Source organism: Anaeromyxobacter sp. Red801, from assembly GCF_049201065.2.
Classification (GTDB): domain Bacteria; phylum Myxococcota; class Myxococcia; order Myxococcales; family Anaeromyxobacteraceae; genus Anaeromyxobacter.
In genome coordinates, this window is the sequence record NZ_CM181236.1 from 4,334,675 (window position 1) to 4,360,502 (window position 25,828).

24 protein-coding genes are annotated in these 25,828 nt (G+C 73.9%); 12 read left to right on the forward strand and 12 right to left on the reverse strand.

The window, feature by feature from the left end; translation table 11 throughout:
• The first annotated feature begins 125 nt into the window (after window positions 1-125).
• The 3 genes from ACOQFB_RS19975 to tsf all read left to right on the forward strand — a co-directional run bounded on the left by ACOQFB_RS19975 (window position 126) and on the right by tsf (window position 3,262).
• Window positions 126-1,190: a competence protein CoiA family protein gene (locus tag ACOQFB_RS19975; protein WP_421609647.1), complete on the forward strand. Its 1,065-nt coding sequence runs from the start codon at window positions 126-128 to the stop codon at window positions 1,188-1,190.
• Between the two features lie 360 nt (window positions 1,191-1,550).
• Window positions 1,551-2,492 (forward strand): 30S ribosomal protein S2, encoded by a 942-nt coding sequence (gene rpsB, locus ACOQFB_RS19980; RefSeq protein ID WP_059437831.1) that lies wholly within the window; start codon window positions 1,551-1,553, stop codon window positions 2,490-2,492.
• Window positions 2,493-2,602: 110 nt separating this feature from the next.
• Entirely contained in the window at window positions 2,603-3,262 is a 660-nt protein-coding gene (tsf, locus tag ACOQFB_RS19985) for a translation elongation factor Ts (protein WP_012524360.1), read from the forward strand.
• A gap of 184 nt (window positions 3,263-3,446) precedes the next feature.
• Here the strand turns inward: tsf and ACOQFB_RS19990 are convergent, their stop codons facing one another.
• Together ACOQFB_RS19990 and ACOQFB_RS19995 are read right to left on the reverse strand one after the other, a co-directional pair.
• On the reverse strand, window positions 3,447-4,232 hold the full coding sequence (locus ACOQFB_RS19990) for a hypothetical protein (protein WP_059437820.1): 786 nt from the start codon (window positions 4,230-4,232) through the stop codon (window positions 3,447-3,449).
• A 22-nt stretch (window positions 4,233-4,254) separates the two neighbouring features.
• Window positions 4,255-7,632 (reverse strand): TonB-dependent receptor, encoded by a 3,378-nt coding sequence (locus ACOQFB_RS19995; RefSeq protein ID WP_059437821.1) that lies wholly within the window; start codon window positions 7,630-7,632, stop codon window positions 4,255-4,257.
• A gap of 512 nt (window positions 7,633-8,144) precedes the next feature.
• On the opposite strand from ACOQFB_RS19995, the gene ACOQFB_RS20000 reads away from it, so the two are divergent.
• The 4 genes from ACOQFB_RS20000 to ACOQFB_RS20015 are packed head-to-tail and all read left to right on the forward strand — an operon-like array spanning window position 8,145 to window position 10,606.
• Window positions 8,145-8,891: an energy transducer TonB gene (locus tag ACOQFB_RS20000; RefSeq protein ID WP_421609648.1), complete on the forward strand. Its 747-nt coding sequence runs from the start codon at window positions 8,145-8,147 to the stop codon at window positions 8,889-8,891.
• 52 nt (window positions 8,892-8,943) lie between these two features.
• Window positions 8,944-9,702: a MotA/TolQ/ExbB proton channel family protein gene (locus ACOQFB_RS20005; protein ID WP_059437823.1), complete on the forward strand. Its 759-nt coding sequence runs from the start codon at window positions 8,944-8,946 to the stop codon at window positions 9,700-9,702.
• Between the two features lie 35 nt (window positions 9,703-9,737).
• A complete protein-coding gene (locus tag ACOQFB_RS20010) occupies window positions 9,738-10,157 on the forward strand; it encodes an ExbD/TolR family protein (protein WP_059437824.1) in 420 nt (139 codons plus the stop codon).
• 2 nt (window positions 10,158-10,159) lie between these two features.
• Window positions 10,160-10,606 carry an ExbD/TolR family protein gene (locus ACOQFB_RS20015; RefSeq protein WP_059437825.1) on the forward strand — a complete coding sequence of 149 codons (447 nt, stop codon included), beginning with the start codon at window positions 10,160-10,162 and terminating at the stop codon, window positions 10,604-10,606.
• Between the two features lie 77 nt (window positions 10,607-10,683).
• On the opposite strand, the gene ACOQFB_RS20020 is transcribed toward ACOQFB_RS20015, so the two are convergent.
• A complete protein-coding gene (locus ACOQFB_RS20020; RefSeq protein WP_059437826.1) occupies window positions 10,684-11,622 on the reverse strand; it encodes an RluA family pseudouridine synthase in 939 nt (312 codons plus the stop codon).
• Between the two features lie 200 nt (window positions 11,623-11,822).
• On the opposite strand from ACOQFB_RS20020, the gene ACOQFB_RS20025 reads away from it, so the two are divergent.
• Window positions 11,823-12,395, forward strand: coding sequence for a fumarate hydratase C-terminal domain-containing protein (locus tag ACOQFB_RS20025; RefSeq protein ID WP_059437827.1), 573 nt, complete (start codon window positions 11,823-11,825; stop codon window positions 12,393-12,395).
• On the opposite strand, the gene ACOQFB_RS20030 is transcribed toward ACOQFB_RS20025, so the two are convergent.
• Window positions 12,392-12,991 carry a hypothetical protein gene (locus ACOQFB_RS20030; protein WP_059437832.1) on the reverse strand — a complete coding sequence of 200 codons (600 nt, stop codon included), beginning with the start codon at window positions 12,989-12,991 and terminating at the stop codon, window positions 12,392-12,394. The genes ACOQFB_RS20025 and ACOQFB_RS20030 overlap by 4 nt on opposite strands.
• Before the next feature lie 129 nt (window positions 12,992-13,120).
• Between ACOQFB_RS20030 and ACOQFB_RS20035 the strand changes: the two genes are divergently transcribed.
• The gene (locus ACOQFB_RS20035; RefSeq protein ID WP_059437828.1) at window positions 13,121-13,432 is read left to right on the forward strand and encodes a hypothetical protein; all 312 of its coding nucleotides are present in this window, start codon (window positions 13,121-13,123) and stop codon (window positions 13,430-13,432) included.
• Here the strand turns inward: ACOQFB_RS20035 and ACOQFB_RS20040 are convergent.
• From ACOQFB_RS20040 to ACOQFB_RS20060, 5 genes are all read right to left on the reverse strand, one after another.
• Complete coding sequence (locus ACOQFB_RS20040) at window positions 13,313-14,035, reverse strand: YhbY family RNA-binding protein (RefSeq protein WP_494492342.1); 723 nt, start codon at window positions 14,033-14,035, stop codon at window positions 13,313-13,315. The two genes, ACOQFB_RS20035 and ACOQFB_RS20040, sit on opposite strands and share 120 nt — an antisense overlap.
• A 12-nt stretch (window positions 14,036-14,047) precedes the next feature.
• Window positions 14,048-15,874 carry a DnaJ domain-containing protein gene (locus ACOQFB_RS20045; protein ID WP_494492343.1) on the reverse strand — a complete coding sequence of 609 codons (1,827 nt, stop codon included), beginning with the start codon at window positions 15,872-15,874 and terminating at the stop codon, window positions 14,048-14,050.
• A 6-nt stretch (window positions 15,875-15,880) separates the two neighbouring features.
• Window positions 15,881-17,530, reverse strand: a complete 1,650-nt coding sequence (locus ACOQFB_RS20050) for an acyl-CoA mutase large subunit family protein (RefSeq protein WP_421609651.1) — start codon at window positions 17,528-17,530, stop codon at window positions 15,881-15,883.
• Between the two features lie 72 nt (window positions 17,531-17,602).
• Complete coding sequence (locus ACOQFB_RS20055; protein ID WP_059439486.1) at window positions 17,603-18,115, reverse strand: acyl-CoA carboxylase biotin carboxyl carrier protein subunit; 513 nt, start codon at window positions 18,113-18,115, stop codon at window positions 17,603-17,605.
• Window positions 18,112-19,644 carry an acetyl-CoA carboxylase biotin carboxylase subunit gene (locus tag ACOQFB_RS20060; RefSeq protein WP_059439485.1) on the reverse strand — a complete coding sequence of 511 codons (1,533 nt, stop codon included), beginning with the start codon at window positions 19,642-19,644 and terminating at the stop codon, window positions 18,112-18,114. Before ACOQFB_RS20060 ends, ACOQFB_RS20055 begins: the two co-directional genes overlap by 4 nt.
• A gap of 215 nt (window positions 19,645-19,859) precedes the next feature.
• Here ACOQFB_RS20060 and ACOQFB_RS20065 point away from each other — a divergent pair, with 215 nt between their 5' ends.
• Entirely contained in the window at window positions 19,860-21,077 is a 1,218-nt protein-coding gene (locus ACOQFB_RS20065) for a sensor histidine kinase (protein ID WP_421609652.1), read from the forward strand.
• Here ACOQFB_RS20065 and ACOQFB_RS20070 read toward each other — a convergent pair.
• From ACOQFB_RS20070 to ACOQFB_RS20080, 3 genes are all read right to left on the reverse strand, one after another.
• Window positions 21,037-21,564: a DUF2267 domain-containing protein gene (locus tag ACOQFB_RS20070; protein ID WP_059439112.1), complete on the reverse strand. Its 528-nt coding sequence runs from the start codon at window positions 21,562-21,564 to the stop codon at window positions 21,037-21,039. The two genes, ACOQFB_RS20065 and ACOQFB_RS20070, sit on opposite strands and share 41 nt — an antisense overlap.
• 104 nt (window positions 21,565-21,668) lie before the next feature.
• Window positions 21,669-22,403 (reverse strand): lysophospholipid acyltransferase family protein, encoded by a 735-nt coding sequence (locus tag ACOQFB_RS20075; protein WP_059439111.1) that lies wholly within the window; start codon window positions 22,401-22,403, stop codon window positions 21,669-21,671.
• 230 nt (window positions 22,404-22,633) lie between these two features.
• Window positions 22,634-23,650, reverse strand: a complete 1,017-nt coding sequence (locus ACOQFB_RS20080; protein ID WP_494492344.1) for a hypothetical protein — start codon at window positions 23,648-23,650, stop codon at window positions 22,634-22,636.
• A gap of 542 nt (window positions 23,651-24,192) precedes the next feature.
• Between ACOQFB_RS20080 and ACOQFB_RS20085 the strand changes: the two genes are divergently transcribed.
• Complete coding sequence (locus ACOQFB_RS20085) at window positions 24,193-25,368, forward strand: NAD(P)H-dependent flavin oxidoreductase (RefSeq protein ID WP_421609653.1); 1,176 nt, start codon at window positions 24,193-24,195, stop codon at window positions 25,366-25,368.
• Between the two features lie 151 nt (window positions 25,369-25,519).
• Complete coding sequence (locus tag ACOQFB_RS20090; protein ID WP_011419311.1) at window positions 25,520-25,723, forward strand: cold-shock protein; 204 nt, start codon at window positions 25,520-25,522, stop codon at window positions 25,721-25,723.
• The last annotated feature ends 105 nt before the right edge of the window (window positions 25,724-25,828 follow it).

A 25,828-nucleotide genomic window follows, 5' to 3' on the forward strand; every position in this document is an offset into this window, starting at 1 on the left:
GCTTTCTCCCTCCGTGAACCGTCCGGCGCGGGGCGCGCCGCCGCGCCATCCCTACCGCGCAGGCGCGGCGCCCGCAGGAGCCCGGGAGGGGATCCGCGCCGGGTTCTCGGCTAGGTTCTCGGTCCGTGCCGCGCCGCCGCCCCGCCCCCGCTCGCATGCGCCCCGGCCACCCGGCCGCCGCGGCCGGCAAGGTGCGCGCCCCGGTGCGCGCCGGCGCGCGGGGGGACGTGCTGCTCGCCTGGGCGCTCGATCGCGACGGCCGCAAGGTGAACGCCGGCCGGCTCGACCCGGCCGACCGGCGCCGGCTGGCCCCGTTCACCTGCCTCGGCTGCGGCGAGCCGCTCGTCCCGCACCTCGGGCGCGTGCGGGCGCGCCACTTCGCGCACGCGCCCGGCTCCGCCTGCCCGCTCACCGCGCCGGAGACGGCGCTCCACCTCGACGCCAAGGAGCGGCTGCTCGCGCTCTGCGCCGACGCCTTCGAGCGGCGGCGCACCGTCACCGTGCTGGCGCGCTGCCCTTCGTGCCGCCGCCTCGCGCCCCGCGACCTCGCCGCCGAGGGCGACGCCGCCGCGGCGGAGGGCGCCGTCGGGCCGCTGCGCGCCGACGTGCTGGTGCTGCGCGCCGGGAGCCCGGCGCTCGCCATCGAGGTCCTGGTCACGCACGCCGTCGAGGCGGAGAAGGAGGCGGCGCTCGCCGCTGTGGGCGTGCCGGCGGTGGAGATCGACGCGCGGGAGGAGTGGGAGCGGGCGGAGCCGGACGGCGCGGTGGCCATCGTCCCGGTGCGCTCGCTGGGCTTCCCGGCCTGCCCGGCCTGCGCGGCGGGCGCCCGCGCCGACGCGGACCGGGCGCTCGGCGGGGAGGCGGCGGAGATCGCGGAGTTGGAGGCGTACCGCGCGCGCGGGCTGCTCGGTCCCGCCCTCCGGACCCCCGTCCCGGCCGCGACGCCGGGGACCGCCCCGGCGCCCGCGGAGGAGCCGGACGCCCCCTTCTCGGAGGCGGAGCGGGCCGAGCTGCGGGCCCGCTTCTCCTGCCCGGACTGCGGCGGGGCCGCGATCGCGTTCGGCGCCCGGATCGCCCGCCATCCCTGCCCCGGCCGGCCGTCGCGCCCGATCGCCTGGCGCGGCTACGACGGCGCGCGGATCGAGCTCACCTGGTGGAAGCGGCCCGCCGGGCCGGCGCCGCGGCGGTGACCGGCTGCAAGCTCCCGTCCTGACCGCGCTTTTCGGGGCCGAGCGCCCGCCCGGCATGGACCGTGCCGAGCTTGAATCAGGCCCCGCTCTGTGTTAGATGACCGCTCCCCGTCGCCTGGGTTGGCGTCGGGCGCCCGCGAGGGCGAAACGCAGCAAATTCACACACCCCTCCGCATCGGCGCGCTCCGGTGCTCCGTCGAGACGGCCCGCACGGCGTCCGGCGGCGTACGGCGCGCCGCTCCAGGCGGGGTGGCGGAACAACCGGAGAAGACCATGGAAACGCAGGAGACGCAGCAGCAGCCCGCGGCCGCCGTGCCGCCCCCGGCCGCCCCCGAGGCAGCCACCCCCGCGCCCGACACGATGGCCGCCGCGCTCAGCCAGGGCGGGACCGCCATCACCATGAAGGCGCTGCTGGAGGCCGGCGTCCACTTCGGCCACCAGACCAAGCGCTGGAACCCGAAGATGAAGCCGTTCATCTTCGGCGCGCGCAACGGCATCTACATCATCGACCTGCAGAAGACGGTCGGCCTGGCCCGCAACGCGCTCCGCTTCGTGTCCGACGCGGTCGCGAAGGGCGGCTCGGTGCTGTTCGTCGGCACGAAGAAGCAGGCGCAGGACGCCATCCGCGAGGAGGCCTCCCGCTCCGGCCAGTTCTTCGTCACGAACCGCTGGCTGGGCGGCACGCTGACCAACTTCAAGACCGTGAAGCAGGGCATCGACCGGCTGAAGACCATCGAGAAGATGGCGGCCGACGGCACCTACGAGCGGCTCCCGAAGAAGGAGGTCGCCCAGCTCGAGCGCGAGCGCGAGAAGCTGGAGAAGAACCTCGGCGGCATCAAGGAGCTGTCCCGCCTGCCGGCCGCGCTCTTCGTGATCGACACGAAGAAGGAGCACATCGCGGTGCACGAGGCGAACCGCCTCGGCATCCCGGTGGTCGCGGTGGTGGACACCAACTGCGACCCCGAGGGCATCGACTACGTGATCCCGGGCAACGACGACGCGATCCGCTCGATCCGCCTGTTCACCGGCAAGGTCGCGGAGGCCTGCATCGAGGGCAAGGGCCGCTACTCGGCCTGGGTGGCCGAGCACGGCGGCCACGACGAGCGCCGCGAGCAGGAGGACCGCGACGCGGCCAGCGAGCGCGGGCACAAGGATCGCCGCGATCGCCGCGACCGCCGCGGCGGGCCGCGTGAGCGCCGCGAGCCGCGCGAGGACCGCGCCGCCGCCAGCGCCAACGTCGAGGTGGTGCGCAAGGGCGAGGTCGCCCCGGCCGCGCCCGAGGCCGCTCCGGCGAAGGAGTAGCCGCCCCCGCCCCGCGCGCCGCGCGGGGTGACTTCGCTTCCCGGGGGCGGGCCCACCAGGCCCGCCCCCATCCTTTTCCGCACAGACAGAGCACAGACAGGAGACGGTTCGTGGCCGAGATCAGCGCGAAGATGGTGCAGGAGCTCCGGGAGAAGACCGGGGCCGGGATGATGGACTGCAAGAAGGCCCTCACCGAGGCGGGCGGCGACCTCGCCAAGGCCGAGGAGGTCCTCCGGAAGAAGGGGCTCTCCGCCGCGGCCAAGAAGACCGGCCGCGCCGCCACCGAGGGCGCCGTCGCCAGCTACATCCACATGGGCGGCAAGATCGGCGTCCTGGTGGAGGTGAACTGCGAGACCGACTTCGTGGCGCGCACCGAGGGCTTCCAGGGCCTGGTGAAGGAGATCGCCATGCAGATCGCGGCCGCCTCGCCGCGCTGGGTCCGCCGCGAGGAGGTCCCCGCCGACGTCGTCGCCAAGGAGCTGGAGATCGCGAAGGCGCAGGCCCGCGAGCAGAAGAAGCCCGAGGCCATCCTCGAGAAGATCGCCACCGGCAAGGTGGAGAAGTTCTACTCGGAGTTCTGCCTCATGGAGCAGGCCTGGGTGAAGGACGACAAGAAGAAGATCCAGGACGTGCTCACCGACGCCGTCGCGAAGATCGGCGAGAACATCCAGATCCGCCGCTTCGCCCGCTTCGTGCTGGGCGAGGGCCTGGAGAAGAAGCAGGAGAACCTGGCCGAGGAGGTCGCCAAGGCGGCCGGCCTGCAGAAGTAGCTCCCGCCTTCCGGCATCGGCATCTCGGGGCCCCGGTCCGCGTTCGCGGGCCGGGGCCTCGCCGTCTCCGGGCCCCGCCGGGCGCGGCGGCGCGCCGAGGACGTGCGAGCGCGGACCAGCGGGCATGAAAAAGGGGAGCCGGCACGGATGCCGGCTCCCCGGGTGCTTCAGGCTTTCGACGAGGCTACGGCGCTTCCGTCGTGACGCTCACCGGGGCCGTCTCGAAGCTGGCGGCGGTGGTGGGGAAGCCGGCCGTGTCGGCGGTCACCTTGTACCAGTAGGTGGCGCCCACCGCGACGCCGGTCTTGACGTACGGCGACGTCGTCGCGACCGCGGCGAAGGTCCCGGGCGCGCCGCTCACGTCCGGCGCCTCCCAGAGCTGCACGTTGGTCATGTTGTCGCCGGCGTCGCTGAAGTCGACCGTGATCTCCGTGCCCGCGGTGTCGGACTGCGCGGCCGCGAGGTCGTTCACGAAGACGTTCACGTCGATGGCGAGCGGGTGCCCCTGCTTGTCCGAGACCGTGCCGGCGAGGTTGTAGATGCCGGCGGCGAGCTCGGTGAGGCTGAACCACGAGTCCACGTCCGAGATCGACGGGCCCGGGTACAGCACGACCGAGGCGCCCTCGAACGAGGCCGGGGACTGCGGGTAGTAGCAGGACATCCAGTTGCCGGGGCCGGCGCCGTTGACGGACAGCCAGCCGCCGGCCGGCGTGCAGTCGGTGGGGCTCGACTGGATCGAGGCGCCATCGAGCAGCTTGCCCGGGTTCGTCTTCACGAAGATGACGGTGGAAGACGGCGACGACACGGTCCAGCTCGTCCCCGTGTTCGTGCCCTCGACCGCCGCGCCGCCGTCCGTGGCGATGACGTTCACCACCGACGGCGTGCCCTTGTTCTCGTCCTCGTACGGATCGCAGGCCTGCAGGCCGGCGACCGCGATCAGCGTCAACGCGAGCTTGGTCAGCGTCTTCATGTTGGTCTCTCCTTGGCTCACGCTAGAAGCTGAGCGACAGGCCGAGGCGCAGCGACAGCGGCATCATGAAGGACGCCGTGCCGGAGGCCGGCCGACCCCAGTTCGGATTGACGGTCACGTTACGCCCGTCGATCGTCTTGAGGTACTTGAGGTCGGGGCAGGCCGACTGGAGCGCCTGCACCGGGTTGGCCTTGCCCACCGAGGACTTGTTCGAGCACTTCGCGCCGCTGATCGGCTGCGTCATGTCGTACGTGTAGTCCTGGTCGATGAGGACGGTCTCCTCGCTGTTGAACACGTTGAACACGTCCACCGTGAACTTCAGCGCGTACGGCGGCTTGATGACGTACTCGAGCGCGCCGCGGAGGTCCACCTTGTTGGTCCAGGGCGACCGGCCCGCCATGCCGCGGGGCACGACGAACGTCTGGGAGACGTCGTACAGGTCGTTGTAGCCGGCCAGCGCGCTGACCGGGTTGCCGGACTGGCCGGTGTACGCGGCGCCGCCGGTGAGGCTGAAGCGCGGCGACGCGGCCCAGGTGTACGACCCGAAGAGCTTGATCTGGTGCGGACGGTCTCCGTACAGGTAGCCCTTCTGGTTCGTCATGATCGACGGGATGTCGTACTGGGAGGTGATGCCCGGGTCGAGCTGGTCGTCCTCGGGGCGGTACGGACCCGCGTAGTTGCCGCGGAGCACCGAGTACGTGTAGGACGCCGACGCCTGCCAGCCGCGCGAGAAGTTCTTGCGGACGGACAGCGTGACGCCGTCGTAGCTGCGCTCCGGCTTCGGGAACGGGATGACCATGAGCCGGCCGGTGGCCGTGTCGGTCGCCGTCGGGGCCGACGGGTTGTACGTCACGCCGTCGGAGCCCACGAACTCGCCGCCCTTGGTCGGGTTGCCGATGTAGTAGCCCTCACCGTCGTTCGGGGACATGTCCTCGATGATGTCGCCCTGGCGGCGGCCGGCGTACTCGACGCCGACGGACAGGTCGGACAGCACCTCGTACTCGATCTGGCCGCCGAACTGATCGACGTAGGCCTGGGAGATGTCCGGCGACACCGGCGAGGCCGCCGTGCCGGAGGTGGCGAACAGGTAGGAGCGGTTGGTGCCGTCGGCGCCGCCCGTCCCGAAGTTGCCGCCCCAGTTCGTCACGCCGCAGGCGGACGGGCTGAGCTGGCGGGTGTCGTAGTTCACGAGCGACTGGTCGGCCGGGTTCGACATGCCGCCGCGGGTCGCGTTGCCGGGGATGGCGCAGCCGGGGGCGCCGCCCTGCGCGCTCGTCGGCATGTAGTAGACCAGCGAGCGCTCCGCGCCGAAGGTGCGGTCGCCGAGGTCGAGGGGCATGGCGTAGAAGAAGCGGCCCCAGCTACCGGCCACCTTGCCGCGGCCGCTGCCGGTGAAGTCCCAGATGGCCTGCACGCGGGGCGCCCAGCTGTTGTTGATCGTGAAGCCGTTGGACGAGGGGTTGCTGATGTTGTTCAGCGACTGCCCCTCCCAGCGGACGCCGTAGTTCAGGGTCACGTTCTGCGGCAGCTGCCAGCTGTCCTGCGCGAAGACGGACGTGCTGTTCGTGCCGGCGGTGTTCTGCACGCGGGTGGCGAAGACCACGTTGTCCGGGACCACGTCCGTGCCCGCCACCGTGGTGCGGGACGTCGGGACGCGGCCGTAGTTCGGGTCGTTCGGATCGACGGTGGGCGTGCTGACGTAGCCGTAGCCGCGGCGCGTGTAGATGAGGCCGTTGCCGGTGGTGGCGTAGTAGTAGCCGCCGGCGTAGCGCTTGTCCTGCGCGAACGTGGAGCGCTCGAAGTCCACGCCGACCTTGGTGTTGTGCGAGCCGAGGAGCTCGGACAGGTACGACGCCGACACGCGGGTGGCGAGGCGGTTCGAGGTCGCGTCGCTCAGGTAGCCGAGGCCGCCGATGTTGTAGAGGTTGACGCCGCAGCGGTCGTTCGCGGTGAACGCGCCGCCCGGATCGTTGACGCACTCCGGCAGCGCCTCGAAGTTCGTGACCGGCGTGCGGAAGCGGAACTGCAGGGTCGGCGTGTTGAGCTGATCGACGCCGGCCTGCGTCTTGTCCTTGGGGGCGCTGCTGTTGTAGTGCCAGCCCGCCTGCGCCTCGACGATGAGCCGCTTGTCGAGGAACTTGCCGGCGTAGCGCAGGCTGCCGTCGAACGTGTTGCCCGTCTCGTCGAAGGTGCGGCGGCTGGGGCTGCCGGCCATCGAGATGCTGGTCGCGCTGGTCGGCATGCCGACGGCGGACAGCGTCAGGTTGTTGTTCTCGTCGAGCAGGTAGGTCAGCTTGCCGACGTACTGGTAGGTGGTGCGGCCGGAGCGGTAGACCTGGTCGGTCCCGGCGACGCGATCCTGCACCTGGAGGCCGGTGGACCCGTCGAAGACCGGGTTGCCGTCACCGTCCACGCGGTTCATCTGCAGGAAGCGCTCGGTGTAGGTGCGGGTCACGATCGGCGCGAAGCCGGCGTAGAACCACAGCTTGTCCTTCATGATCGGGCCGCCGACCTCGAAGCCGAAGTCGAGGTCGTAGGCGCCCTCGTCGGGCTTGCGGCGCCAGCCGATCGCCTCACCGTTGGTGCCGGCGACCTTGCCGGTCGGGTCGATCAGCATGCGCGGGGTGAAGTCGGTGAACACCGACCCGTGGTACTCGTTCGAGCCGCTGCGGGTGACGACGTTCAGCACGCCGCCCGTGGTCCGGCCGTACTCCGGCTGGAACCCGCCGGTCTTGACGTCGATCTCCTGCACGAAGTTGTTCTGCAGGGTCGGCGTGAGCGTCTGGGAGTTCGGGTTGCCGGCGAACGTGCCGTACACCGGGTCGGTCACGTTGAGGCCGTCCACGATGTACGAGTTCTCGGGCGACTGGGCGCCGGCGAAGCTGACACCGTAGGTGTCGGCCTGCGCCGTCGGGACCACGGTCGCGACGTTCTCGACCGAGCGGCCCACCGGGATGTTCGCCATGAACTCGCGGGAGACCACCGCGCCGCTCTCGGCGGCGCCGATGTTCACCACGGGAGCGGCGCCCGTCCGGACGACCTGCTCCTCCATCTGCACGGCCTCGGGGACCACCGCGATGTTCGCGCGGATGGTCTTGTCCGCGCGCATCGTGATGTCCGACCGCTCGGCGGGCTTGAAGCCCTCGAGCTGGACCGCCAGGGAGTACGCGCCAGGGGGGAGAAGGGTGATGCGATAGTTGCCGTTCGCGTCGGTGACCGCCGTCTGCTCACCCTGGAGATTCGGGCTCCGCGCGACGATGACGGCACCTGCGACGGGCTTACCGGTCGACGCATCGGTCACCACACCGATGATCGTGCCGGTCGTTTGGGCGAACGCGACTCCCGCGAACAACAGCGCGAGCGGCGCGATCCGCAGGAGGCGCAGCAACTTCTTCCTCATGACTTCCTCCAGGGAGAGAGCACTCAGCCGCACCTGACGGTCTGACCTCCGGGCGGAGGGACTCCGCTCGGATGACCGACCGACGGGTCAATTGGTTGATGGTTCTAGGCTTCCGCTGTGAGGAATGTCAAGCAAGCGGCGGTTGTTATAAGGTCGTGTCGTGCGCGCCCCGCCGGGGGCGCAACACCCCACGGATACGGGACTTTTCGGACGCCGGCGACCGGGGATCGCCTTCGCGGCGAGCGATATCGCGACGACCTGCGTCAATTCGCGCGTTGCACCGGAAAGACGCAGGCGGGTGGCGCGGAAACGGGCACGATTGGGATCCGCCGGGCGCAATCCCGCACCCACCGTCGAACCCCATCCTTTAGATCGGGATCCCGGCGCCCCGGGCGCCGCCGTCCCCCCTCCCGAGGCGCCGATGGACAAGTATTGACAAGGGCTTGGAGGACGACTAGGTAGCGGTGCTTCTTTTCCCAGCCGATTCTCCCGTCAATACCAGCGAGCGGAACGTGTTCGACGAGGTCACCAAGCAAGAGGGCGGGAAGAACGCTGCGAAGCGGGCCGGCTACGTCTTCGGGTCGACCGTCTTCCAGATCCTTCTCGTGTTCGCGATCATCACGGCGTCGGCCGCCATCAAGGCGAAGATCGTCGACGAGCCGGTGGTGGACGTGAAGTTCGTCAAGGCGGCTCCCCCGCCCCCGCCTCCCCCGCCGGCGCCTCCCCCGCCGGCCGCCCGGAAGCGGCCGCCGGACGAGAAGCCGCGCACCGATCTCCCCAAGCCGCCCCCGCCCACCGCGCTCCTGCAGCCGAAGGACGTCCAGGCGGAGATGAAGCCGCCCGATCCGAACGAGCCGCCCGAGCCGGAGTACGACTACGGCGACGCGGCGGCGGGCGAGGGCGTGGTCGGCGGCGTCGTCGGCGCCGCCCCGCAGCAGAACCAGATCGAGGACGCGCCGGCCTACGCGACCGCGGGCTACAAGAAGCCGCAGGCGGCCCAGCCGAACTGCGTGAAGGAGTCGGTGCGGCTCCCGCCCCAGCTGGCCGGCTTCATCTCAGGTCCGATCACCGTGAAGTTCGCGATCGGCCGCGACGGTCAGCCGTCCCGCTTCGAGGTGATGACCGCCGTCCCCGACAAGCGGATCGCCGACGCCATCTGGAACGCGGTGCAGATCTGCAAGTGGATCCCGGGCGCGGACGCGCAGGGCCGTCCCACCGCGATCTGGGTGATCCTCCCGCTCCGGTTCGCCGGCTCCTGATCCGCAGCACGCGTCTACCGTTCGCAGTCCTTCTGCCTCCAAGGAGAGTTTCATGTCGCTTCAGGTGATCCAGACGCTCCAGCAGCTGGCCGCGGCCCAGGCCACCCCCGAGGTCTCGTTCGACCTCCTGCACATGTGGAAGACGATGGGCCCGTTCGCGAAGTTCATCGCGGGCGTCCTGGCGGTGATGAGCATCTACTCGCTCGGCGTGATGGCCGAGCGCCTCGTGACCTTCGCGCGCGCGCAGAAGGCCTCCCGGCAGTTCGCCGCCGCGCTGCGCGACCTGCTCCCGGCCGCGAAGTTCGGCGAGGCGGTCGAGCTCTCCCGCAAGCTGAAGCGCGGCCACCTGCCCAAGGTGCTCGGGCTCGCCATCGAGGAGTACAGCCACGGCGTCGAGGCGCTGAAGACCCACGGCCCGCGCGACGTCGGCAACTTCGACGTGATCGCGGCCGTGAACCGCGCGGTGGAGCGCAGCTCGCTCCGCACCGTGAACGACCTCCGCCGCGGCCTGGGCGCGCTCGCCACCGTCGGCTCGACCGCCCCGTTCGTCGGCCTCCTCGGCACCGTGGCCGGCATCATCACGGCGTTCCAGGCGATGGCCGCCACCGGCTCCGGCGGTCTCGGCTCGGTGTCCGCCGGCATCGCGGAGGCGCTCGTGACGACCGCGTTCGGCCTCCTCGTCGCCATCCCCGCGGTGATGATGTTCAACTACCTCACCAACCGCGTCGAGGACATGCAGGTCGACATCACCGACTCGGCCACCGAGCTGATGGACTTCTTCATGAAGGAAGGCCGCGGCGAGGCGAAGTAGCGCTCCCCCCGAGGCCCGCGAAGGAGACCTGACCGATGTCCATGGACGTTGGCGGCAAGGGGGTGAAGAGCGAGATCAACGTGACGCCGCTCGTCGACGTCGTGCTGGTGCTCCTCATCATCTTCATGGTCATCACCCCGATGCTCCAGCGCGGCAAGCCGGTCGTCCTCCCGGACGCGAAGCACGTCTCGGCGCTGAAGCAGGGCGGTGACCCGATCCTCGTGTCGGTGACGAAGGACGGGAAGATCTGGATCGACAAGGAGGAGGTCCAGAAGGCGGACCTCTCCCAGATGCTCACCATCGCCATGCAGATGCAGCCCGGCGCGCCGGTGCTGGTGAAGGGCGATCGTGACGTTCAGTACAAGACGATCCGCGAGATGATCTTCGAGATCTCGAAGACCCACCTCATGGGCGTCTCCCTCGCCGCGTCCCAGATCAAGGACAAGGAGAAGTAGCCATGGCGATGGGGCTCGGGTCCAAGCGACCCGTCACAGACATCAACGTCACGCCGCTCATCGACGTGGTGCTCGTGCTCCTGATCATCTTCATGGTGCTCACGCCGCTCGCGGAGAAGCAGAAGTTCATCCGCGTCCCGGAGTACCAGCCGGAGATGCAGCCGGTCCCGCCCGACTCGGTGCCGCCGGACCAGACGGTCCTCACCGCGCTCGGCAACGGCAACGTCCTCCTGAACAAGCAGGAGATGACGATCAACGACGCGATGCAGCGGCTGCACGTCGCCTACGACGGGCGCCCGTCCAAGGTGATGTTCTTCAACGCCGAGGACTCCGTCCGCTACGAGCAGGCCGTGAAGGTGCTCGACGCCGCCCACGGCGCGGGCGTGAACACCATCGGCATGATGACCGACCCGCCGCTCACCGGTGCGGCGGCGCCCGAGCAGCAGTAGGGCGCGCGAGGTCTGGAGGTTCGGAGGGGCCGGCACCGCGCCGGCCCCTCTCGTTTTTGGGCCCGGCGCGCCGCCGGTCAGCGCGCCGGCGGCAGCCGCGCCAGCACCGCCTCGAGCTCGGGCGGCAGCGGGCTCTCCACCGCCACCCGCGCGCCGCCGTCCGGGTCGTCGAACGCGAGCCGCCAGGCGTGCAGGAACTGCCGCTCGAGCCCCGCCAGCTCGGCCGCGGCGCCCCCGTACAGCGCGTCGCCGGCCACCGGGTGGCCGAGCAGCGCCAGGTGCGCGCGGATCTGGTGCATCACGCCGGTGACGATGCGGACGCGCAGCAGCGTGTGCCCCGCGAAGCGCCGCTCCGGCTCGTAGTGGGTCTCGGCCGGCCGCGGGCGCAGGCCGCGGGCCCGGAGCCGCTCCTCGGCCTCGGCGTCGGGCGCCGGCACCACCCGGCCCCCGCGCTGCGCGAGCGGGACCGAGCAGACGCCGCCCGCCGGCACCCGCCCCACCGCCAGGGCCAGGTAGACCTTGTCCACCGTGTGCGCGCCGAGCTGCCCGTGCAGCGCCTCCCAGGCCTCCGGATCCCGCGCGAACAGCACGCAGCCGCTCGTCTCGAGGTCGAGCCGCTGCACCGCCCCGCCCTCGCGCGGCTCCGGCGACGCCTCGGCGCACTCGGGGTGGCGCGCCGCCACCGCGTTCGCGAGCGTGCCGCCCTCGCCCGGCGCGAGCGGGTGGACCGCCACGCCGGCCGGCTTGTCCACCACGAGGTAGCGCGGCCGCTCCAGCAGCACCGCGAGCGGCGCGTCCGGCTCGGGCTCCGGGGGCCCGGCCGGCAGCTCCACGTCGAGCTCCACCAGCGCGCCCGGGGCGGCCGGGTCCGACGCGCGGGCGCGGCGGCCCCGGACGCGGACCTCGCCCAGCGCGAAGGCGCGCTTCACCGCGGCGCGGCCCAGGCCGAGCGCGTCGGCGAGCGCCCGGTCGAGGCGACCGGAGGCAGTGAGCGGCAGGCGGATCTCGCGTCTCAAGCGACCCTCTCGTGCGGGGTCCCGGGGCGCCCTCGCCCCGGTCCGCCGGCGTCGCCACGTTGAAGGAAGGGGTGCGGCGCGGCGATGCCCCGCTTGGAGATACCGCCCCGCCGCGCCGGACGGCAAGGGCCCGGCGCGGCGCCGGGCGTTATGGAAGCCGCCCCGGCCCGGATGGCGGACCGACGGTGAAGGGAGCCCGGATGCCCAAGACGCTCACGCTGCCGGCCCGGCCGGAGGACGTGCGCGGGCTCGCCGCCGGCGACGAGGTGCTCCTCCGCGGCCGGATCGTCACCGGGCGCGAGGCGGCGCACCGCTACCTCGCGGCGCACGAGGACCCGCAGGTCCGGCGCTGGACCGAGGGCGCGGTGCTCTACCACTGCGGGCCGGTGGTCGCGCGCGCGCCCGGCGGCGGCTGGCGCTTCGTGGCGGCCGGGCCGAGCGCCTCCGGCCGCCACGAGCCCTGGGAGGCGGAGGTGATCGCCCGCTACGGGCTCCGCGGCGTGCTCGGGAAGGGCGGCATGGGCCCGCGCACGCTCGAGGCGCTCCGCGCGCACGGCGCCGTGTACCTGCACGCTGCCGGCGGCCTGGCCGTGTCGCTGGCGCGCCACGTGACCCGGGTGCTGGACGTGGCCCGGCTCGACGCCCTGGGCGTCACCGAGGCCATCTGGCTCGCCGAGGTGGAGGACTTCCCGGCGGTGGTGACCATGGACGCGCACGGCGAGACGCTGCACGCGCCCGGCGCCGACGCGCCCGGGACGCCCGCGCCCGGCTAGCCCGCCGCCTGGCCGCGGCGGCGCGCGCCGGAGCGCATCCGGACCAGCCCGTAGAAGAGCTGCTTCTCGGTGTAGAGCCGGCGCCCCGAGTACTCGCCGGCGCGGAACGACCCGGGCCGCTCCAGCCACATCCGCGCGCGCACCACTCCTTGGTGGGCAAACGGCGCGACCACCTCCTCCGGCGCCTGCGCCAGGTAGGCGCGGAGCAGGGTGCGGATCTTGCGGTTGTAGCGGGCGCGCGGGAAGCGCGAGTGCCGGCGGCCGCGGTGCAGGGTGCCGTCGAAGCGGTTCGACGCGTGGTACAGCTCGTGGACGATGGTGCCGATCCGCTCCTCGGGGGTGGAGGCCAGGAACCACAGCGGCCGCAGCGTCACCACATAGAGGATCTTCCGCCCCTTGATGCGCACCAGGGGCTTCACCGCCCCGCCCTCCCCGGCCCGGCGACGCGTCGCGCCGAAGTGCGCCGGCCGGATGGTGGCCCGCGAGCTGCGCCGGGCCTCGCCGGCCACCACCAGCACGCGCGAGGCGCGCACGTGGCCGAGCTCGGGGACCCGGAGCGCGAGGTCGCGGATCAGCCGCTTCACGGCACGTGTCATGTTGACCCGGCGCACCACCGCGGAGCATGTCCGACCTTCGTCCACTGGACAAGCGGCGACCCGCTACCGCGGCCGTAACACGCACGGGCGTCTTGTCCCGTCCCCCGGGGGCTCGTAGCATGCGCCGCCATGTTCCCGCTCCTCGCGGCCGCAGCCCTCCTCTTCGCCTTCGCATCCTGGATCCGGTTTCGCCGCCTGGAGCAGGCGCTCGTCGGCGAGCTGGCGGCGCTCACGGCCCGCGTGAAGGACCTCGCCGAGCGCGTGGACGCCGCCGAGGCCGACGTGGGCCACGCGGTCACGCAAACCGAAATCGCGGAGAGCCTACTGCTCGACAAGGGCATCGCCGAGCCGGAGGAGCTGGAGGCGCTCCGCCGCCGCGTGGACGAGGACGACGCGCCGGCGCCGGCGTACCAGCCCGAGCGCGACGGCGCGCTGCACTAGCGGCGGCGCCGGCCGCGGGACCGACCCTTCGACGGGCTCGACGCTCGGGGTGGGCCCCGTCGAACCCCGAGCGTCGCCGGGTTCCGCTAGCGCCGGGTGCGCTTCGCGCGCGGCCCGGGCCGGCGCGCGGCGGGGCGCGTCCCCTTGGCGGGCGCGCGCCTTCCCTTCGCGGGCTGGCCCTTCCCCCTCGCCGGCGGGCGCGCCTCCCTCGCCGGCGCGCGCCGTCCCTTCCTCGGCGCGCGCTTGGGCTCGGGACGCTCGCTCCGCCGCGGCGCCCGCGGGCGCCGGCTCGAAGCGGGGCCGCTCGGGGTGCCGGCGGTACGCGAGCACGGTCCGGCCCAGCACCTGCGCGACCTGCACGTCCTCGGCGAGGAGCCGGTCGGCGATCTCGAGGCGGTCCTCGGGGCTCTCGGTCCCGACCTTCATCTTGACCAGCTCGTGCGCGAGGAGCGCCTCGTGGAGCTGGCGGAGGACCGCCTCGGTGAGCCCGTCCTTGCCCACCTGGACCACCGGCGAGAGGTGGTGCCCGGCGGCGCGCAGCGCGCGGCGCAGCGGGGAGGACGGCATGAGGGCGCGCTTCTTCGGGTTCGTGGGTGCGGGCATGGTCGTCGGGTCCTACTTGCGGAGGTACTTCAGCTCGCGGGCGAGGTCGGCGTTGTCCGGCGCGGCGGCGAGCCCGCGGCGCAGGTGGCGCTCGGCGAGCGCGAGGTCGCCGAGCACCTTCGCCATCTGGCCGAGGAACAGGTAGCCGGGCGCGCAGCGCGGGTTCTTCTTGAGGCCCGCCTCGACGGCAGCGGCGCTCTGCGCCTGCTGGCGCTTCTTGTCGTCGGCCCGGAGGAACTCGCACCAGGCCTTCCAGATGCCGAACTCCGGCTCCTCCGGGTTGAGCTGCAGCGCCTCCTGGAACTTCGCGAGCGCCTCGTCGTAGCGGCGCGCCTTCACGAGCTGGGTCCCGGTCTGGAACAGGTTCTCGGCCTGCAGGATGCCCATCACGTCCACCTCGGGCGCCCCGCCGCTCTGCAGCTCCTGCACGTACTGCGCGCGCCGGGCCTCGTCGCCGAGCTCGGCCCAGGCGGCGCTCACGCGCGCGAACAGGTCCGCGCAGAGCTTCCGCACGTCGGCGGGCGCGTCGGTGGGGATGGCGTCGGGGTGGTAGAGCTTCGCGAGCTGGAAGTAGGCCACCTTCACCTGCGCGGCGGGCGCGTCCCGCTTCACCCCCAGCACCTGGAAGTGGTCGACCCCCTGCAGCGAGGCGAGCGCGGCGCGCAGCGCGGCCGGCTCGAGCGCGGTGGCGCGGCGCACCGGCGCCGGGCGCGCGACGGGGGCGGCCGCGGCGGTTGAAGCCGCGGCGGGGGGAGCCGGCGGCCGGGGCGGCGCCGCGGGGCGCGGCGAGGCCGCAGCGGGCGCCGGGGTCGCGGCCGGGGCCGGCACGGGCGTGGGCGCCGGCCGGGGTGCCGGCGTCGGCGCACCGGCGGACGGGGCGGCCGCGGGCGCGGGCCCGCGGGCCCGCCGCGGCGCGCCGAAGGCGAGCAGGTCGAGCTCGCCGAGCAGCAGCGCCAGCCGCAGCACCGCGGCCGCGTCGGCGGGGCTCGCCGCCGCGATCTCCGCCGGGCTCCGCTCGCCGTCGATCAGCGCCGCGGCGCGCGCCTCCTGCGGCGTGAGGCGCAGGTCCTCGATCCGCACCCGCCCCGCCATCCGCGAGGCGGCGCGCTCCTCGCGGTCGCCGAGCCGGCGCTTCACCGCGCCGAGCTCGAGCGCGCGGACCGCCGCGCAGAGCGCCGCGAAGGGCGGACCGAGCGGGAACCCGGACGGCGGCGGCGCGACCCCCGGCTCCCAGGCCCAGGTGCCGTCCTCGACCCCGAGCGCCCGGGCCACCAGCGCGAGCCCGTGCTCGGCGAGCAGCGCCGCCACGTCGCCCGGCGGGACGAGCCGCGCCCCGACCAGCGCCGCGGCGAGGTCGCCGCCGGCGGCGGCGCGCGCCGCCTCGGCCTCGACGAGCTGCTCGGGCCGGAGCACGCCCTTGCGCAGCAGGAAGCGGCCCAGGTCGTCGGCGGGGTCGGAGGACGCGGCGTGCTCCACCGCGCCCCGGCGGAACACGAGCGCGTAGGAGCGGCCCTCGGGCGCCAGCGTGAGCCGGCCGCTTGCGCGCGTGGCGGCGGCCAGCCCGTAGAGGCGCAGCGCGGAGTCGGCGGCGAGCGCGCCCCGGTGCGCCAGCCCGGCCGCGATGGCCGCGTCGGCGCCGACCTCGCGCGCCGCGAGGCCGTAGGTCGGCGCGGGCGGCGGCGGGGGCGGCGGGCGCGCCGCCGGGGCGGCCGCGCGCGGCACCGCCGGCGGGCGGTAGCCCTCCGGCACGCGCTCCAGCCGCGGCGGGCCGGCCGGGGGATCCGGCCGGGTCCGCGGGGGAGGCGTCTCGCCGGGGGGCTTCGGGGGTGCGTCGCTCACCGGGCGCTACAGTACCACCGTCTCCCGGTACTCGCCGTAGACCTCGCGCAGCGCGTCGGAGATCTCTCCGAGGGTGCACTCGGCCTTCACGGCGGCGAGGATGAGCGGCATGAGGTTCTCGGTCCCGCGGGCGCCGGCGCGCACCGCGTCGAGCGCCGCGCGCGCGGCCGAGGCGCTGCGGGACGCGCGGAGCGCCTTGAGCCGCTCGACCTGCTGCGCCTCCAGCGCCGGATCGACCTTCATCACCGGGACCGGCGGGTCGTCCGACTTGAACGCGTTCACGCCCACGACCACCTGCTCCTTCGCCTCCACCTGGCGCTGCCAGGCGTAGGCGGCCTCCTGGATCTCGCGCTGCACGTACCCCTTCGAGATGGCGTGGACCATCCCGCCCAGCTCGTCGATCTTCTGGATGTACGCCTGGGCGCGGCCCTCGATCTCGTCGGTCATGGCCTCGATGGCCCAGCTGCCGCCGAGCGGGTCGATGACGTCGGCCACGCCCGACTCGTTCGCGAGGATCTGCTGCGTGCGGAGCGCGATGCGCACCGAGTCCTCGGTGGGCAGCCCGAGCGCCTCGTCGCGCGAGTTGGTGTGCAGCGACTGCGTGCCGCCCAGCACCGCCGCCAGCGCCTGGATGGTGACGCGCACGATGTTGTTGTCGGGCTGCTGCGCGGTGAGCATGGAGCCGGCGGTCTGGGTGTGGAACCGCAGCATCATCGAGCGCGGGTCCTTCGCCTTGAACCGCTCCTTCATGATGCGCGCCCAGAGCCGGCGGGCGGCGCGGAACTTCGCCACCTCCTCCAGCAGGTCGTTGTGCGCGTTGAAGAAGAAGGAGAGCCGCCCCGCGAACGCGTCCACGTCGAGGCCCGCCTTCACCGCCGCGTCCACGTACTGGATGCCGTCGGCGAGCGTGAACGCCACCTCCTGCACCGCGGTCGAGCCGGCCTCGCGGATGTGGTAGCCGGAGATGGAGATGGGGTTCCAGCGCGGCATCACCTTCGCGGTGTAGGCGAAGATGTCGGTGATGATCCGGAGCGACGGCTCCGGCGGGTAGATGTACGTCCCGCGCGCCGCGTACTCCTTCAGGATGTCGTTCTGGATGGTGCCCTGCAGCACCGCCGGCGCGGCCCCCTGCTTCTCGCCCACCGCCTGGTACATCGCGAGCAGCATCCCGGCGGTCGCGTTGATGGTCATCGAGGTGGAGACCTCGCCGAGCGGGATCCGGTCGAACAGCACCTCCATGTCGCGGATCGAGTCGATGGCCACGCCCACCTTGCCCACCTCGCCGCGCGCGCGGGGGTGGTCGGAGTCGCGGCCCATCTGCGTGGGCAGGTCGAACGCCACCGAGAGGCCGGTCTGGCCGGACTCGAGCAGGTAGCGGTAGCGCTTGTTCGACTCCTCGGCGGTGCCGAACCCGGCGTACTGCCGCATGGTCCAGAAGCGGCCGCGGTACATGGTCGGCTGCACGCCGCGCGTGAACGGGTACTCGCCGGGGAGGCCCAGCCGCTCCTCGAGGCCGGGGCGCACGTCGGCGGCGCCGTACACCGGCTCCTCGCGGATGCCGCTGCTCGTCTCGAAGCGCGGGCGCCGCTCGGGCCCCTTCTTCACCGCCTTCGCGTACGTCCCCTCGAGCCACCGCTGCTTCTTCTCGTCCGCCATGTATTCACCGTGGGTGGAGCACGGCGCGCCCGTCACGGGGGGCGCCGGTTGGGAGTGGGAGGCGCGGCGCCGCTACTCCACCGCGCAGAGCAACGCGCTGCCCTCGACCGCCTGGCCCTCGACGACGCGAACCTCGACCACCTTGCCGTCCTTCGGGCTCCTCATCTCGTTCTCCATCTTCATCGCCTCGACGACCACCAGCGGCTGGCCGGCCCGCACCGCGTCCCCCGGCGCCACCAGCACCTTCACCACCCGCCCCGGCATCGGCGCGGTCACCGCCCGCCGGCCCTCCACGCTCGCGCGCGGCGAGGCCCGGCGCATGCGCAGCTTCCGCTCGTCGAGGAGCTCGAGCGGGAACACCGAGCCGTCCACCTGCACGTGCACCTTCGCGCCGCGCTCGTCGAGCATGGCCGAGTAGCTGCGCGTGTCCACCAGCAGCGACAGCGTCCCGTAGTCGTGCGGGTACGCGTCCACCCGGTGCACCTCGTCGCCGATGCGCACCTCGTACTGCCCGGTGGCGAGCCGGGTCACCCCGACCGCCACCTCGCGCTTCCCGCCGTCGAGCAGCGCCACGTAGGTCTTCATCGGCCGCCCCCGCGCAGCGCCCGCAGGCGGCCGGCGCGCGCCCAGCCGGAGCGCGCCGCCCCCTGCCCGGCCCGGGCCGCGTGCGCCTCGGCCGCGTCCCGCTCGCGCTTGAACGCGGCGACCGCCGCCGCGATGAGCGCCACCCGCTCCAGCGAGGGATCCGGCGGCCGGACGAGCGCCTTCGCGTGCCGGGCGCAGAAGCCGGTGTCGTAGTCGCCGGACCGGAACTCGGGGTGATCGAGCGCGGCCGCCAGCCAGCCCAGGTTCGTGCCGATGCCGTGCACCACGTACTCGCCCAGCGCGCGGATGAGCCGGTCGATGGCCTGCGGGCGGGTGGGCGCCCAGGCGACCAGCTTCGAGATCATCGGGTCGTACCACTGCGGCACCACCCACCCCGCGTACACGCCGGAGTCGTCGCGGATCCCGGGGCCGCCCGGCACGCGCAGGTAGGTGATCTTGCCCGGCTGCGGGAGGAACCCGCGGGCCGGGTCCTCGGCGTAGACGCGCGCCTCGATGGCGTGGCCGCGCCGCTGCACCTGCTCCTGGGCCAGGATCCGCTCGCCCCGCGCCACCTCGAGCTGCATGCGCACCAGGTCGAGCCCGGTGACCATCTCGGTGACCGGGTGCTCCACCTGGAGCCGGGTGTTCATCTCGAGGAAGTAGAAGTTGCGGTGCGCGTCCACCAGCAGCTCGACCGTGCCGGCGCCCACGTAGCCCACCGCGCGGGCGGCGCGGACGGCCACCTCGCCCATGGCCTCGCGCAGCCGGTCGTCGAGCACCGCGCTCGGCGTCTCCTCGATGACCTTCTGCTGGCGCCGCTGCACCGAGCACTCGCGCTCGCCCAGCCACACGCAGTTGCCGTGCTGGTCCGCGAAGACCTGGATCTCGACGTGGCGCGGCTTCTCGAGGAACTTCTCGAGGTAGAGCCGATCGTCGCCGAACGCGGCCGTCGCCTCGCGCCGCGCCGACTGCCACAGCGCGGCGAAGTCCTCGGCGCGGTCGCACCTCTTCATGCCCTTGCCGCCGCCGCCCGCGGCCGCCTTGATCATCACCGGGAAGCCGATCCGCTCCGCGAACGCGCGCGCCTCGGCCTCCTCGGCGAACGGCTCCTCCGAGCCGGGCACCACCGGCACGCCGGCGGCGGCCATGTTGCGCCGGGCGGTGGTCTTCACGCCCATGGCGTCCATCGCCGCGGCGGGCGGGCCGACGAGCGCGATGCCGGCCCGGTCGAGCGCGCGGGCCAGCTCGGCGTTCTCGGAGAGGAACCCGTAGCCGGGGTGCACCGCGTCGGCGCCGGTGCGCCGGCAGGCGTCCAGGATCCGCTCGATGGAGAGGTAGCTCTCGCGCGCAGGCGCGGGGCCGATGAACACCGCCTCGTCGGCCTTGCGGACGTGGAGCGCGCCGCGATCCGCCTCGGAGTAGACCGCCACCGTGGGGATCCGCATCTCGCGGCAGGTGCGCATCACGCGCACCGCGATCTCGCCGCGGTTCGCGACCAGCACCTTCTCGATGGGTCTCGTCGGGCTCATGCGCGGAACCGTCGGGGCGGACCGCGGCGGGGCCCCCGGCCGCCCCGGGGTCCGCCACGATAGCCGCCCGGACCTGCGCGGTAAAGCGCGGGGCCGCCGCCGGGCGGGCGCGGCGAGGCCGTCCCGCGCCGCCGGGCGGGGCACCGGCGGCGCTGCCCCGATCGGCCTGTGCCGGGGGGTTCCGCGGCGAGTAAACCGCCCCCAGGATCCCCGTCATGGCCCCGCACGACGCGCCCGGTCACGAGGCCGGCCAGGCGGCCCCGGCGCCGGGCCGGGTGGACGTGCTGGGCGCCCTCGACCGGCTGCTCGCGATCGAGCCCGAGGAGCACGCGCTGCGCCGGATCGTCTCGGCGCTCGCCGACGCGGTGCCCGCGGTGGACGCCGCGGTGCTGCTCGTGCCCGACGACGACGGGCGGCTCGCGATCGCGGCGGAGGTCGGGGGCGACGGGCGCCCGCCCGCGCCGGCCGACGGCGGCGCCGGGCTCGCGGCGGGCGCGCCGTGGGTGCGCGCCGAGCCGGGCTGGCCGCTCCCCGCGGGCGCGCGCGCCGGCGCGGCGGCGGCCGCGGGCGGCGGCGCGCTCCTGGTGATGGGGACGCGCGGCGAGGGCGGGTTCGAGCCCGAGGCGCTGGCGCTGCTCCGCCTCGCGGCGGACCGCGCCGGGCTGGCGCTCGAGCGCGGGCGGCTGCGCCGCGCGCACGAGTCGGCCGAGGAGGCCGCGCGGCGCGCGCTCGCGGAGGTGGACTCGCGCCGGCGCGCGGTGGACTACATCCTCGGCATCGTCGGCCACGACCTGCGCAACCCGCTCGGCGCCGTCCACATGTCCGCCGCGCTCCTGCAGAAGCGCGGCGGGCTGGAGGGCTGGCAGGCGCGCGCGATCGAGCGGATGCGCAGCTCGGCCGGGCGCATGGCGCGGATCATCGCCGACCTGCTCTCGTACACCCGCACCCGGCTCGGCAACGGCATGCCCATCGACCGCCGCCCGGCGCGGCTCGACGAGATCGCGCGCCGTCCCGTGGACGAGCTCGGCGCGGTGAACCCGGGGCGCGAGATCACCGTCGAGGTCCGGGGCGACGTGTCGGGCGCCTGGGATCCCGATCGCCTGGAGCAGGTGATCTCCAACCTGGTCTCGAACGCGGTGGACCACGGCGACCCCGCCTCGCCGGTGCGGGTGGAGCTCTCGGGCGAGCCGGACGCGTGCGTGCTCCGGGTGCGCAACACCGGGCCGCCGGTGCCGCCGGAGGTGCTCGAGCACCTGTTCGAGCCGTTCTCGCGCCCGCCGGACGAGAAGAGCCGCAAGGGCTCGGGCCTGGGGCTCGGGCTCTACATCTCGCGGGAGATCGTGCGCGGCCACGGCGGCGAGATCTCGATCACCTCGGACGGCGAGACCGTGATCACGGCGCGGCTTCCTCGAGCGCCGACCCCGGCTCCCTGACGCCGCGCCACAGCTCGGCGAGGTCGGGCGGGAGCCGGTCGGCGACGTCGCGCGCGGCCGGGCCCATCACCTCGTGCAGCGCCGCGAGCACGGCGAGCACGTAGGCGGCCGCCTGCCGCGGCGGGTGCTGCAGCAGCCGCGCGACCGCGGCCAGGTAGTCGGCGCCGGTCGCCGCCTCGGGCACCGGCGCGTTCAGGTTCCACTCCGCCTCCCGGAGCTCGCGCGCGAAGCGGTGCGGCAGGTGGGCGAGGATCCCCGCGAGCGCCGGACCGTCGAGCGCGCCGCGGAGCGGGGCGAGCACCGCCAGCAGCACCTTGCGCGTCCGGGCCTCGGAGCCGAGCCGCGCCTCCAGCCGCTCCAGCAGATCGCCCGCGCCGCGCGCCGGGAGCTCCACCCAGTCCGCGCGCCCGTCGAGCTCGTCCGGGCCGATCGCGCCGGGCGTGCGCGCGCCCACCCCGCCGGCCACCTCGTACGTGTGCGAGATCATCCCGGTAGCTTGCGGCCGGCGTCGCGCGCGGGCACCGCCTGCGCGGGGCGCGGGCCGGGGGAGCCCGGGCGCCGCGCCGCGGGGCGGGGCGGGGCGCAGCCCCGTCAGAGGCCGGGCCGGTGCTCCGGCGGGAGCGCGGCGGCGATCGCGTCGCGGACCGCGTCGCGGAGCGCGGCCGGGTCCTCGAACGACGACGGGTGGATCGGGTCGAGCACGCGCACCTCGGCGCGCATGCGCTGGCGGAGCACCACCCCGTGCTTCGGCAGCGCCTCGGAGGTGCCGCTGACGGCGATGGGGATGACCGGGACGTTCGCGTCCACCGCCAGCCGGAACGCGCCGTCCTTGAACGCCTGCAGCCGCCCGTCCGGCGAGCGCGTGCCCTCGGGGAAGATCATCACCGGCGCGCCGCGCGCGAGGTGGGCGCGGCAGTGGGCCATCATCTTCCGCACCGACTCGCGGTCGCCGCGCCACACCGGCACGCAGTCGTTCAGCCACATGTTCCAGCCCACGAACGGCACCCGGAACAGCTCCGCCTTCGACACCCACTTGAACGGCCGGAACACGCCGTACAGCACCAGGATGTCGAGCATGGAGAGGTGGTTCGCGACCAGCACCGCGGCGCCGTCCCAGGGCAGCTTCTCGCGTCCGACCACGCGCGAGCGCCACAGCGGGTTCACCACCACGTAGAACGACGCCCACGCGCACGACCAGAGCTGGAGCGCCACCCGGCGCCGGTCGAACGGCGCGGTGAGCGCGAACACGACGAGCGCCACCGCGAACAGGAACGGCAGCGTGAGGACGAAGAAGATCCAGTAGACGAACGAGAAGACCGCCAGCATCGCGGGCGCATCCTCGCCCCGGACCGGCCATCCCGCAAGGGTGTGCAAGGCCCGTATGCGCGGGGGCGCAGCCCCGAAGCGCGGCAATGCCGCGCCCGCGGGGACCTCGTGCGAGCCCGCGAAGGCGGGCGCGCGAGGTCACGGGCCCCGCGCAGCTGGGTGGGGCCCCGCGGCCCCTTCGACAGGCTCAGGGTCCGTGGGGCGGGGCGCAGCCCCGTGAGAAGAAACCCTTACGGCGCGACGTTCGCGGCCGGCGCGCGAGCCACCGCCTCGAGCACGCGGTACAGCCCGAACTTCGGCAGGTGCAGGTAGCCCGCCCAGGCGGCCGCCGCGAGCAGCCCGTCGGCGAGCCAGTCGGACAGCCACTCCGCCGCGAAGCGCGCGTCGCGCTGCTTCAGCCCGGCGCCGCTCTCGCGCGCCCAGCGGCGGTTGTAGCGCTCGTGCACGCCCACGGGCGGCGCGAGCACGAGCGGCAGGCCCAGCGCGCCGTAGAACGTGAGCTCGGAGGGCTTGGTCCAGAGCACGTCGGTGCGCGCGAGCAGCGCGTTGAACCGGGCGTAGTACTCGCCGAACGAGGGCGCGCGCAGGATCTCCACCGCGCCGCCGAGGAGCGGCTCCAGCCCCGCGCGCCGCAGCGCCTCCCGGAAGCGCGCCTCCACCTCCGGCCTCGTGCCGGCCACGAGCGCGAGGCGCATCGCGCCCGACTCGAGCGCGGGCCGGAGGCCGGGCAGGAACGCGTCCGCCATCGCCGCCTGCGCGCCCGCGCCGCCCACCGCGAAGGTGAGCTGCGCCGGCTTCCCCTCCTCCTCGCGCGGCAGCGCGCCCAGGAACACCGCCAGCTCCTCGGGCACGGAGCGGCGGAACTCGCCGGTGGGATCGAGGCGCACCAGGCGCGCGGCCAGGTTGCGCTTCAGCACCGGCAGCGACGGCCCGCCCAGGAGCGCGTCCGGGAGCGGGAAGCCGGTGAAGGTGATCCGCTGCGCGGGCACGCCGTAGGCGAGCAGCCGGCGCGCGGCGCGCCGGGTGGGGACGAGGTACTGGATGCGGGTGCGGGCGGGCTCGAGCGGCGCCCAGATCCGGTTCAGGTCGGTGTCGGTCGCGACGCAGTACACCCGCTCGATCCCGGCCCGGTCGGCCACGATGGCGGGCGAGTAGAACGTGGTGAGGAGCGGCGCGCCCTCGGCGCGGAGCCGCGCCACCAGCCCGGCGCCCAGATCGTTCCGCGCCAGCCGCTCCAGCGCGCGCACGCCGCGGGTGGGCGCGGAGAGATCGCGGCGGGGGTGGAGCCGGGGATGTCGGTGATCGAGTCGAGCGCCCAGGCGAGCGGCCGGCCGGCCACCGGCACCTGCGAGAGCCGCGAGATGGCCTCGTAGCCCCGGCGCACCCGCTGCCAGAGCCGCTCCTCCTCCGGCCCGGCCACCGGGGCGCGATCGACCTTCAGCACCTCGGTGCCGAGCGCGTCGGCGAGCGCGCTCGCGGCGCGGAGGTGCCCGTAGCCCATGTCCACGGCGACGACGAGGGGGGCGGGGCTGGGCGCGGGGGTGGTCGTCATGGCGCGGCGCGCCGAGCCTACCCCACTTCGCCGCGGTGCGTGATCGGGTGGCACCGCGCGCGGGGCGCGACCCCCGGGTGCGCGCCGGGGGACCGATTCACCAATCGGCGAGACCGTGCGTCCGAGCCGCGCCGCGCCGGCGCGCCGCGTCGAGGAAACGGTGACATGGGCGTGACACGGCGAGGGTAGCTTCCGCCTCCTCGCGCCCCCCTCCCCATCGGGCGCGATGGAGCCGACATGACCGCCGACGCGACCCCCGTTCACGCCGAGGAAACCGCCGCGCCGTTCCCGCGCCTCGATCGCGCGGCGATCGAGGCGCTGGTGCGCGCCGGCAAGCGCCTGCTGGTGCAGGGCGGGATGGGCATCCACGCCTCGGACGGCCTCGCCGGCAAGGTGGCGCGCCACCGCGGCGACCGGCTGGTCGGCGTCGGGACCATCTCGGCGGTGCTGAAGACCCCCGAGCAGCTCCGCGGCGAGATCCGCCGCGCGCGGGCCGAGGCGCCGGGCGGCTTCGTCGGCGTGAACCTCATGGCCGCCATCAACAAGGACGACTTCGAGGCGCTGGCGCGCGTGTCGATCGAGGAGAAGGTGTCCTTCCTCGTGCAGGGCGCCGGCATCTCGCGCGAGATCGTGCGCTGGTGCCGCGAGGACGGCGTGCCGTTCTGCGGCATCGTCTCCTCCGGGCGGCTCGCCGCCATGTACGAGAAGTGGGGCGCGGACTTCGTGGTCGCGGAGGGCGCCGAGGCGGGCGGCCACATCGGCGACATCGGCCACCCGCTGCCCACGCTGGTGGACGAGGTGATCGCGGCGACCTCGCTCCCGGTGATCGCGGCGGGCGGCGTGGACGCCTCCGACCTCTCGCGCTTCCTCGCGGCCGGCGCGGCGGGCGTGCAGATGGCGACCCGCTTCCTCGCCTGCTCGGACGGCGACGTCCACCCCGCCTTCAAGCAGATGCACCTCGCCAAGGGCGAGGACGACGTGGTGATCATCACGAGCTGCGTGAAGGGCATGAAGGCGCGCGCGGTGCGCAACGCGTTCACCGAGCGGCTCGCGCGCGGGGAGGCGGTGCCGCCGCGCTCCAAGCTCTGGTACTTCGGCAAGGACGGCTACCGCGGGCGGCGGAGCTCCTGCATCCAGTGCCTGGGCGAGGGGCTCTGCAAGGCCCGCGCGTCCGGGTTCAAGGAGAGCTTCTGCATCACCGACGCGCTGCTCGAGGCGGCGGTGCACGGGGACACCGAGGCCGGGCTCTTCTACACGGGGCAGAGCATCACCCGGATCGGGGAACGCGACGCGGGGCAATTGCCCACGGCTGCGGAGATCCTCGCCGATCTGGAGCTGCGCCTCGCCGCCGAGGCGCGGCCTTCCGACGCACCGGCGCAGGCCCGGCCGGACGCGGTGGGCGCGGCCGCCTGAGCGGACGCCCGACGTTCACTGTCAGGAACCCCCGGTCGGGACGACATCTCGACGGACGAATAAAATTCGGATACACAAAATTTCGTCCACCGTCTGCTCGGTTGGATCGAACGTCATCCCCGGCGGATCGAATCGAAGAAAAGAGAAGTGCATGGCGACCGGTACCGTGAAGTGGTTCAACGACGCGAAGGGCTTCGGCTTCATCACCCAGGACGACGGTGGTGAGGACGTCTTCTGCCACTACAGCGCGATCTCGGGCGACGGCTTCAAGAGCCTCGCCGAGGGGCAGAAGGTGGAGTTCGACGTGGTGAAGGGGCCGAAGGGCCTCCAGGCCGCGAACGTCCGCAAGGTGTAGTCGGACGCGCCCTCGCGCTGCGCACGGGCCCGGTCTCCTCGGCAGAGGGGCCGGGCCCGCGACGTTTGCGGGCCCGCTCGCGCCGGGCAGGCGCGCGCCCCGCCG

Excerpts from the sequence above, each read along its gene's own strand:
- rpsB (WP_059437831.1), top strand. The coding sequence starts at position 1,551 with ATGGCCGCCGCGCTCAGCCAGGGCGGGACCGCCATCACCATGAAGGCG.
- ACOQFB_RS19990 (WP_059437820.1), bottom strand. The coding sequence starts at position 4,232 with ATGAAGACGCTGACCAAGCTCGCGTTGACGCTGATCGCGGTCGCCGGC.
- ACOQFB_RS19995 (WP_059437821.1), bottom strand. The coding sequence starts at position 7,632 with ATGAGGAAGAAGTTGCTGCGCCTCCTGCGGATCGCGCCGCTCGCGCTG.
- ACOQFB_RS20005 (WP_059437823.1), top strand. The coding sequence starts at position 8,944 with ATGTCGCTTCAGGTGATCCAGACGCTCCAGCAGCTGGCCGCGGCCCAG.
- ACOQFB_RS20010 (WP_059437824.1), top strand. The coding sequence starts at position 9,738 with ATGTCCATGGACGTTGGCGGCAAGGGGGTGAAGAGCGAGATCAACGTG.
- ACOQFB_RS20015 (WP_059437825.1), top strand. The coding sequence starts at position 10,160 with ATGGCGATGGGGCTCGGGTCCAAGCGACCCGTCACAGACATCAACGTC.
- ACOQFB_RS20025 (WP_059437827.1), top strand. The coding sequence starts at position 11,823 with ATGCCCAAGACGCTCACGCTGCCGGCCCGGCCGGAGGACGTGCGCGGG.
- ACOQFB_RS20030 (WP_059437832.1), bottom strand. The coding sequence starts at position 12,991 with ATGACACGTGCCGTGAAGCGGCTGATCCGCGACCTCGCGCTCCGGGTC.
- ACOQFB_RS20035 (WP_059437828.1), top strand. The coding sequence starts at position 13,121 with ATGTTCCCGCTCCTCGCGGCCGCAGCCCTCCTCTTCGCCTTCGCATCC.
- ACOQFB_RS20040 (WP_494492342.1), bottom strand. The coding sequence starts at position 14,035 with ATGCCCGCACCCACGAACCCGAAGAAGCGCGCCCTCATGCCGTCCTCC.
- ACOQFB_RS20050 (WP_421609651.1), bottom strand. The coding sequence starts at position 17,530 with ATGGCGGACGAGAAGAAGCAGCGGTGGCTCGAGGGGACGTACGCGAAG.
- ACOQFB_RS20055 (WP_059439486.1), bottom strand. The coding sequence starts at position 18,115 with ATGAAGACCTACGTGGCGCTGCTCGACGGCGGGAAGCGCGAGGTGGCG.
- ACOQFB_RS20060 (WP_059439485.1), bottom strand. The coding sequence starts at position 19,644 with ATGAGCCCGACGAGACCCATCGAGAAGGTGCTGGTCGCGAACCGCGGC.
- ACOQFB_RS20065 (WP_421609652.1), top strand. The coding sequence starts at position 19,860 with ATGGCCCCGCACGACGCGCCCGGTCACGAGGCCGGCCAGGCGGCCCCG.
- ACOQFB_RS20070 (WP_059439112.1), bottom strand. The coding sequence starts at position 21,564 with ATGATCTCGCACACGTACGAGGTGGCCGGCGGGGTGGGCGCGCGCACG.
- ACOQFB_RS20075 (WP_059439111.1), bottom strand. The coding sequence starts at position 22,403 with ATGCTGGCGGTCTTCTCGTTCGTCTACTGGATCTTCTTCGTCCTCACG.
- ACOQFB_RS20085 (WP_421609653.1), top strand. The coding sequence starts at position 24,193 with ATGACCGCCGACGCGACCCCCGTTCACGCCGAGGAAACCGCCGCGCCG.
- ACOQFB_RS20090 (WP_011419311.1), top strand. The coding sequence starts at position 25,520 with ATGGCGACCGGTACCGTGAAGTGGTTCAACGACGCGAAGGGCTTCGGC.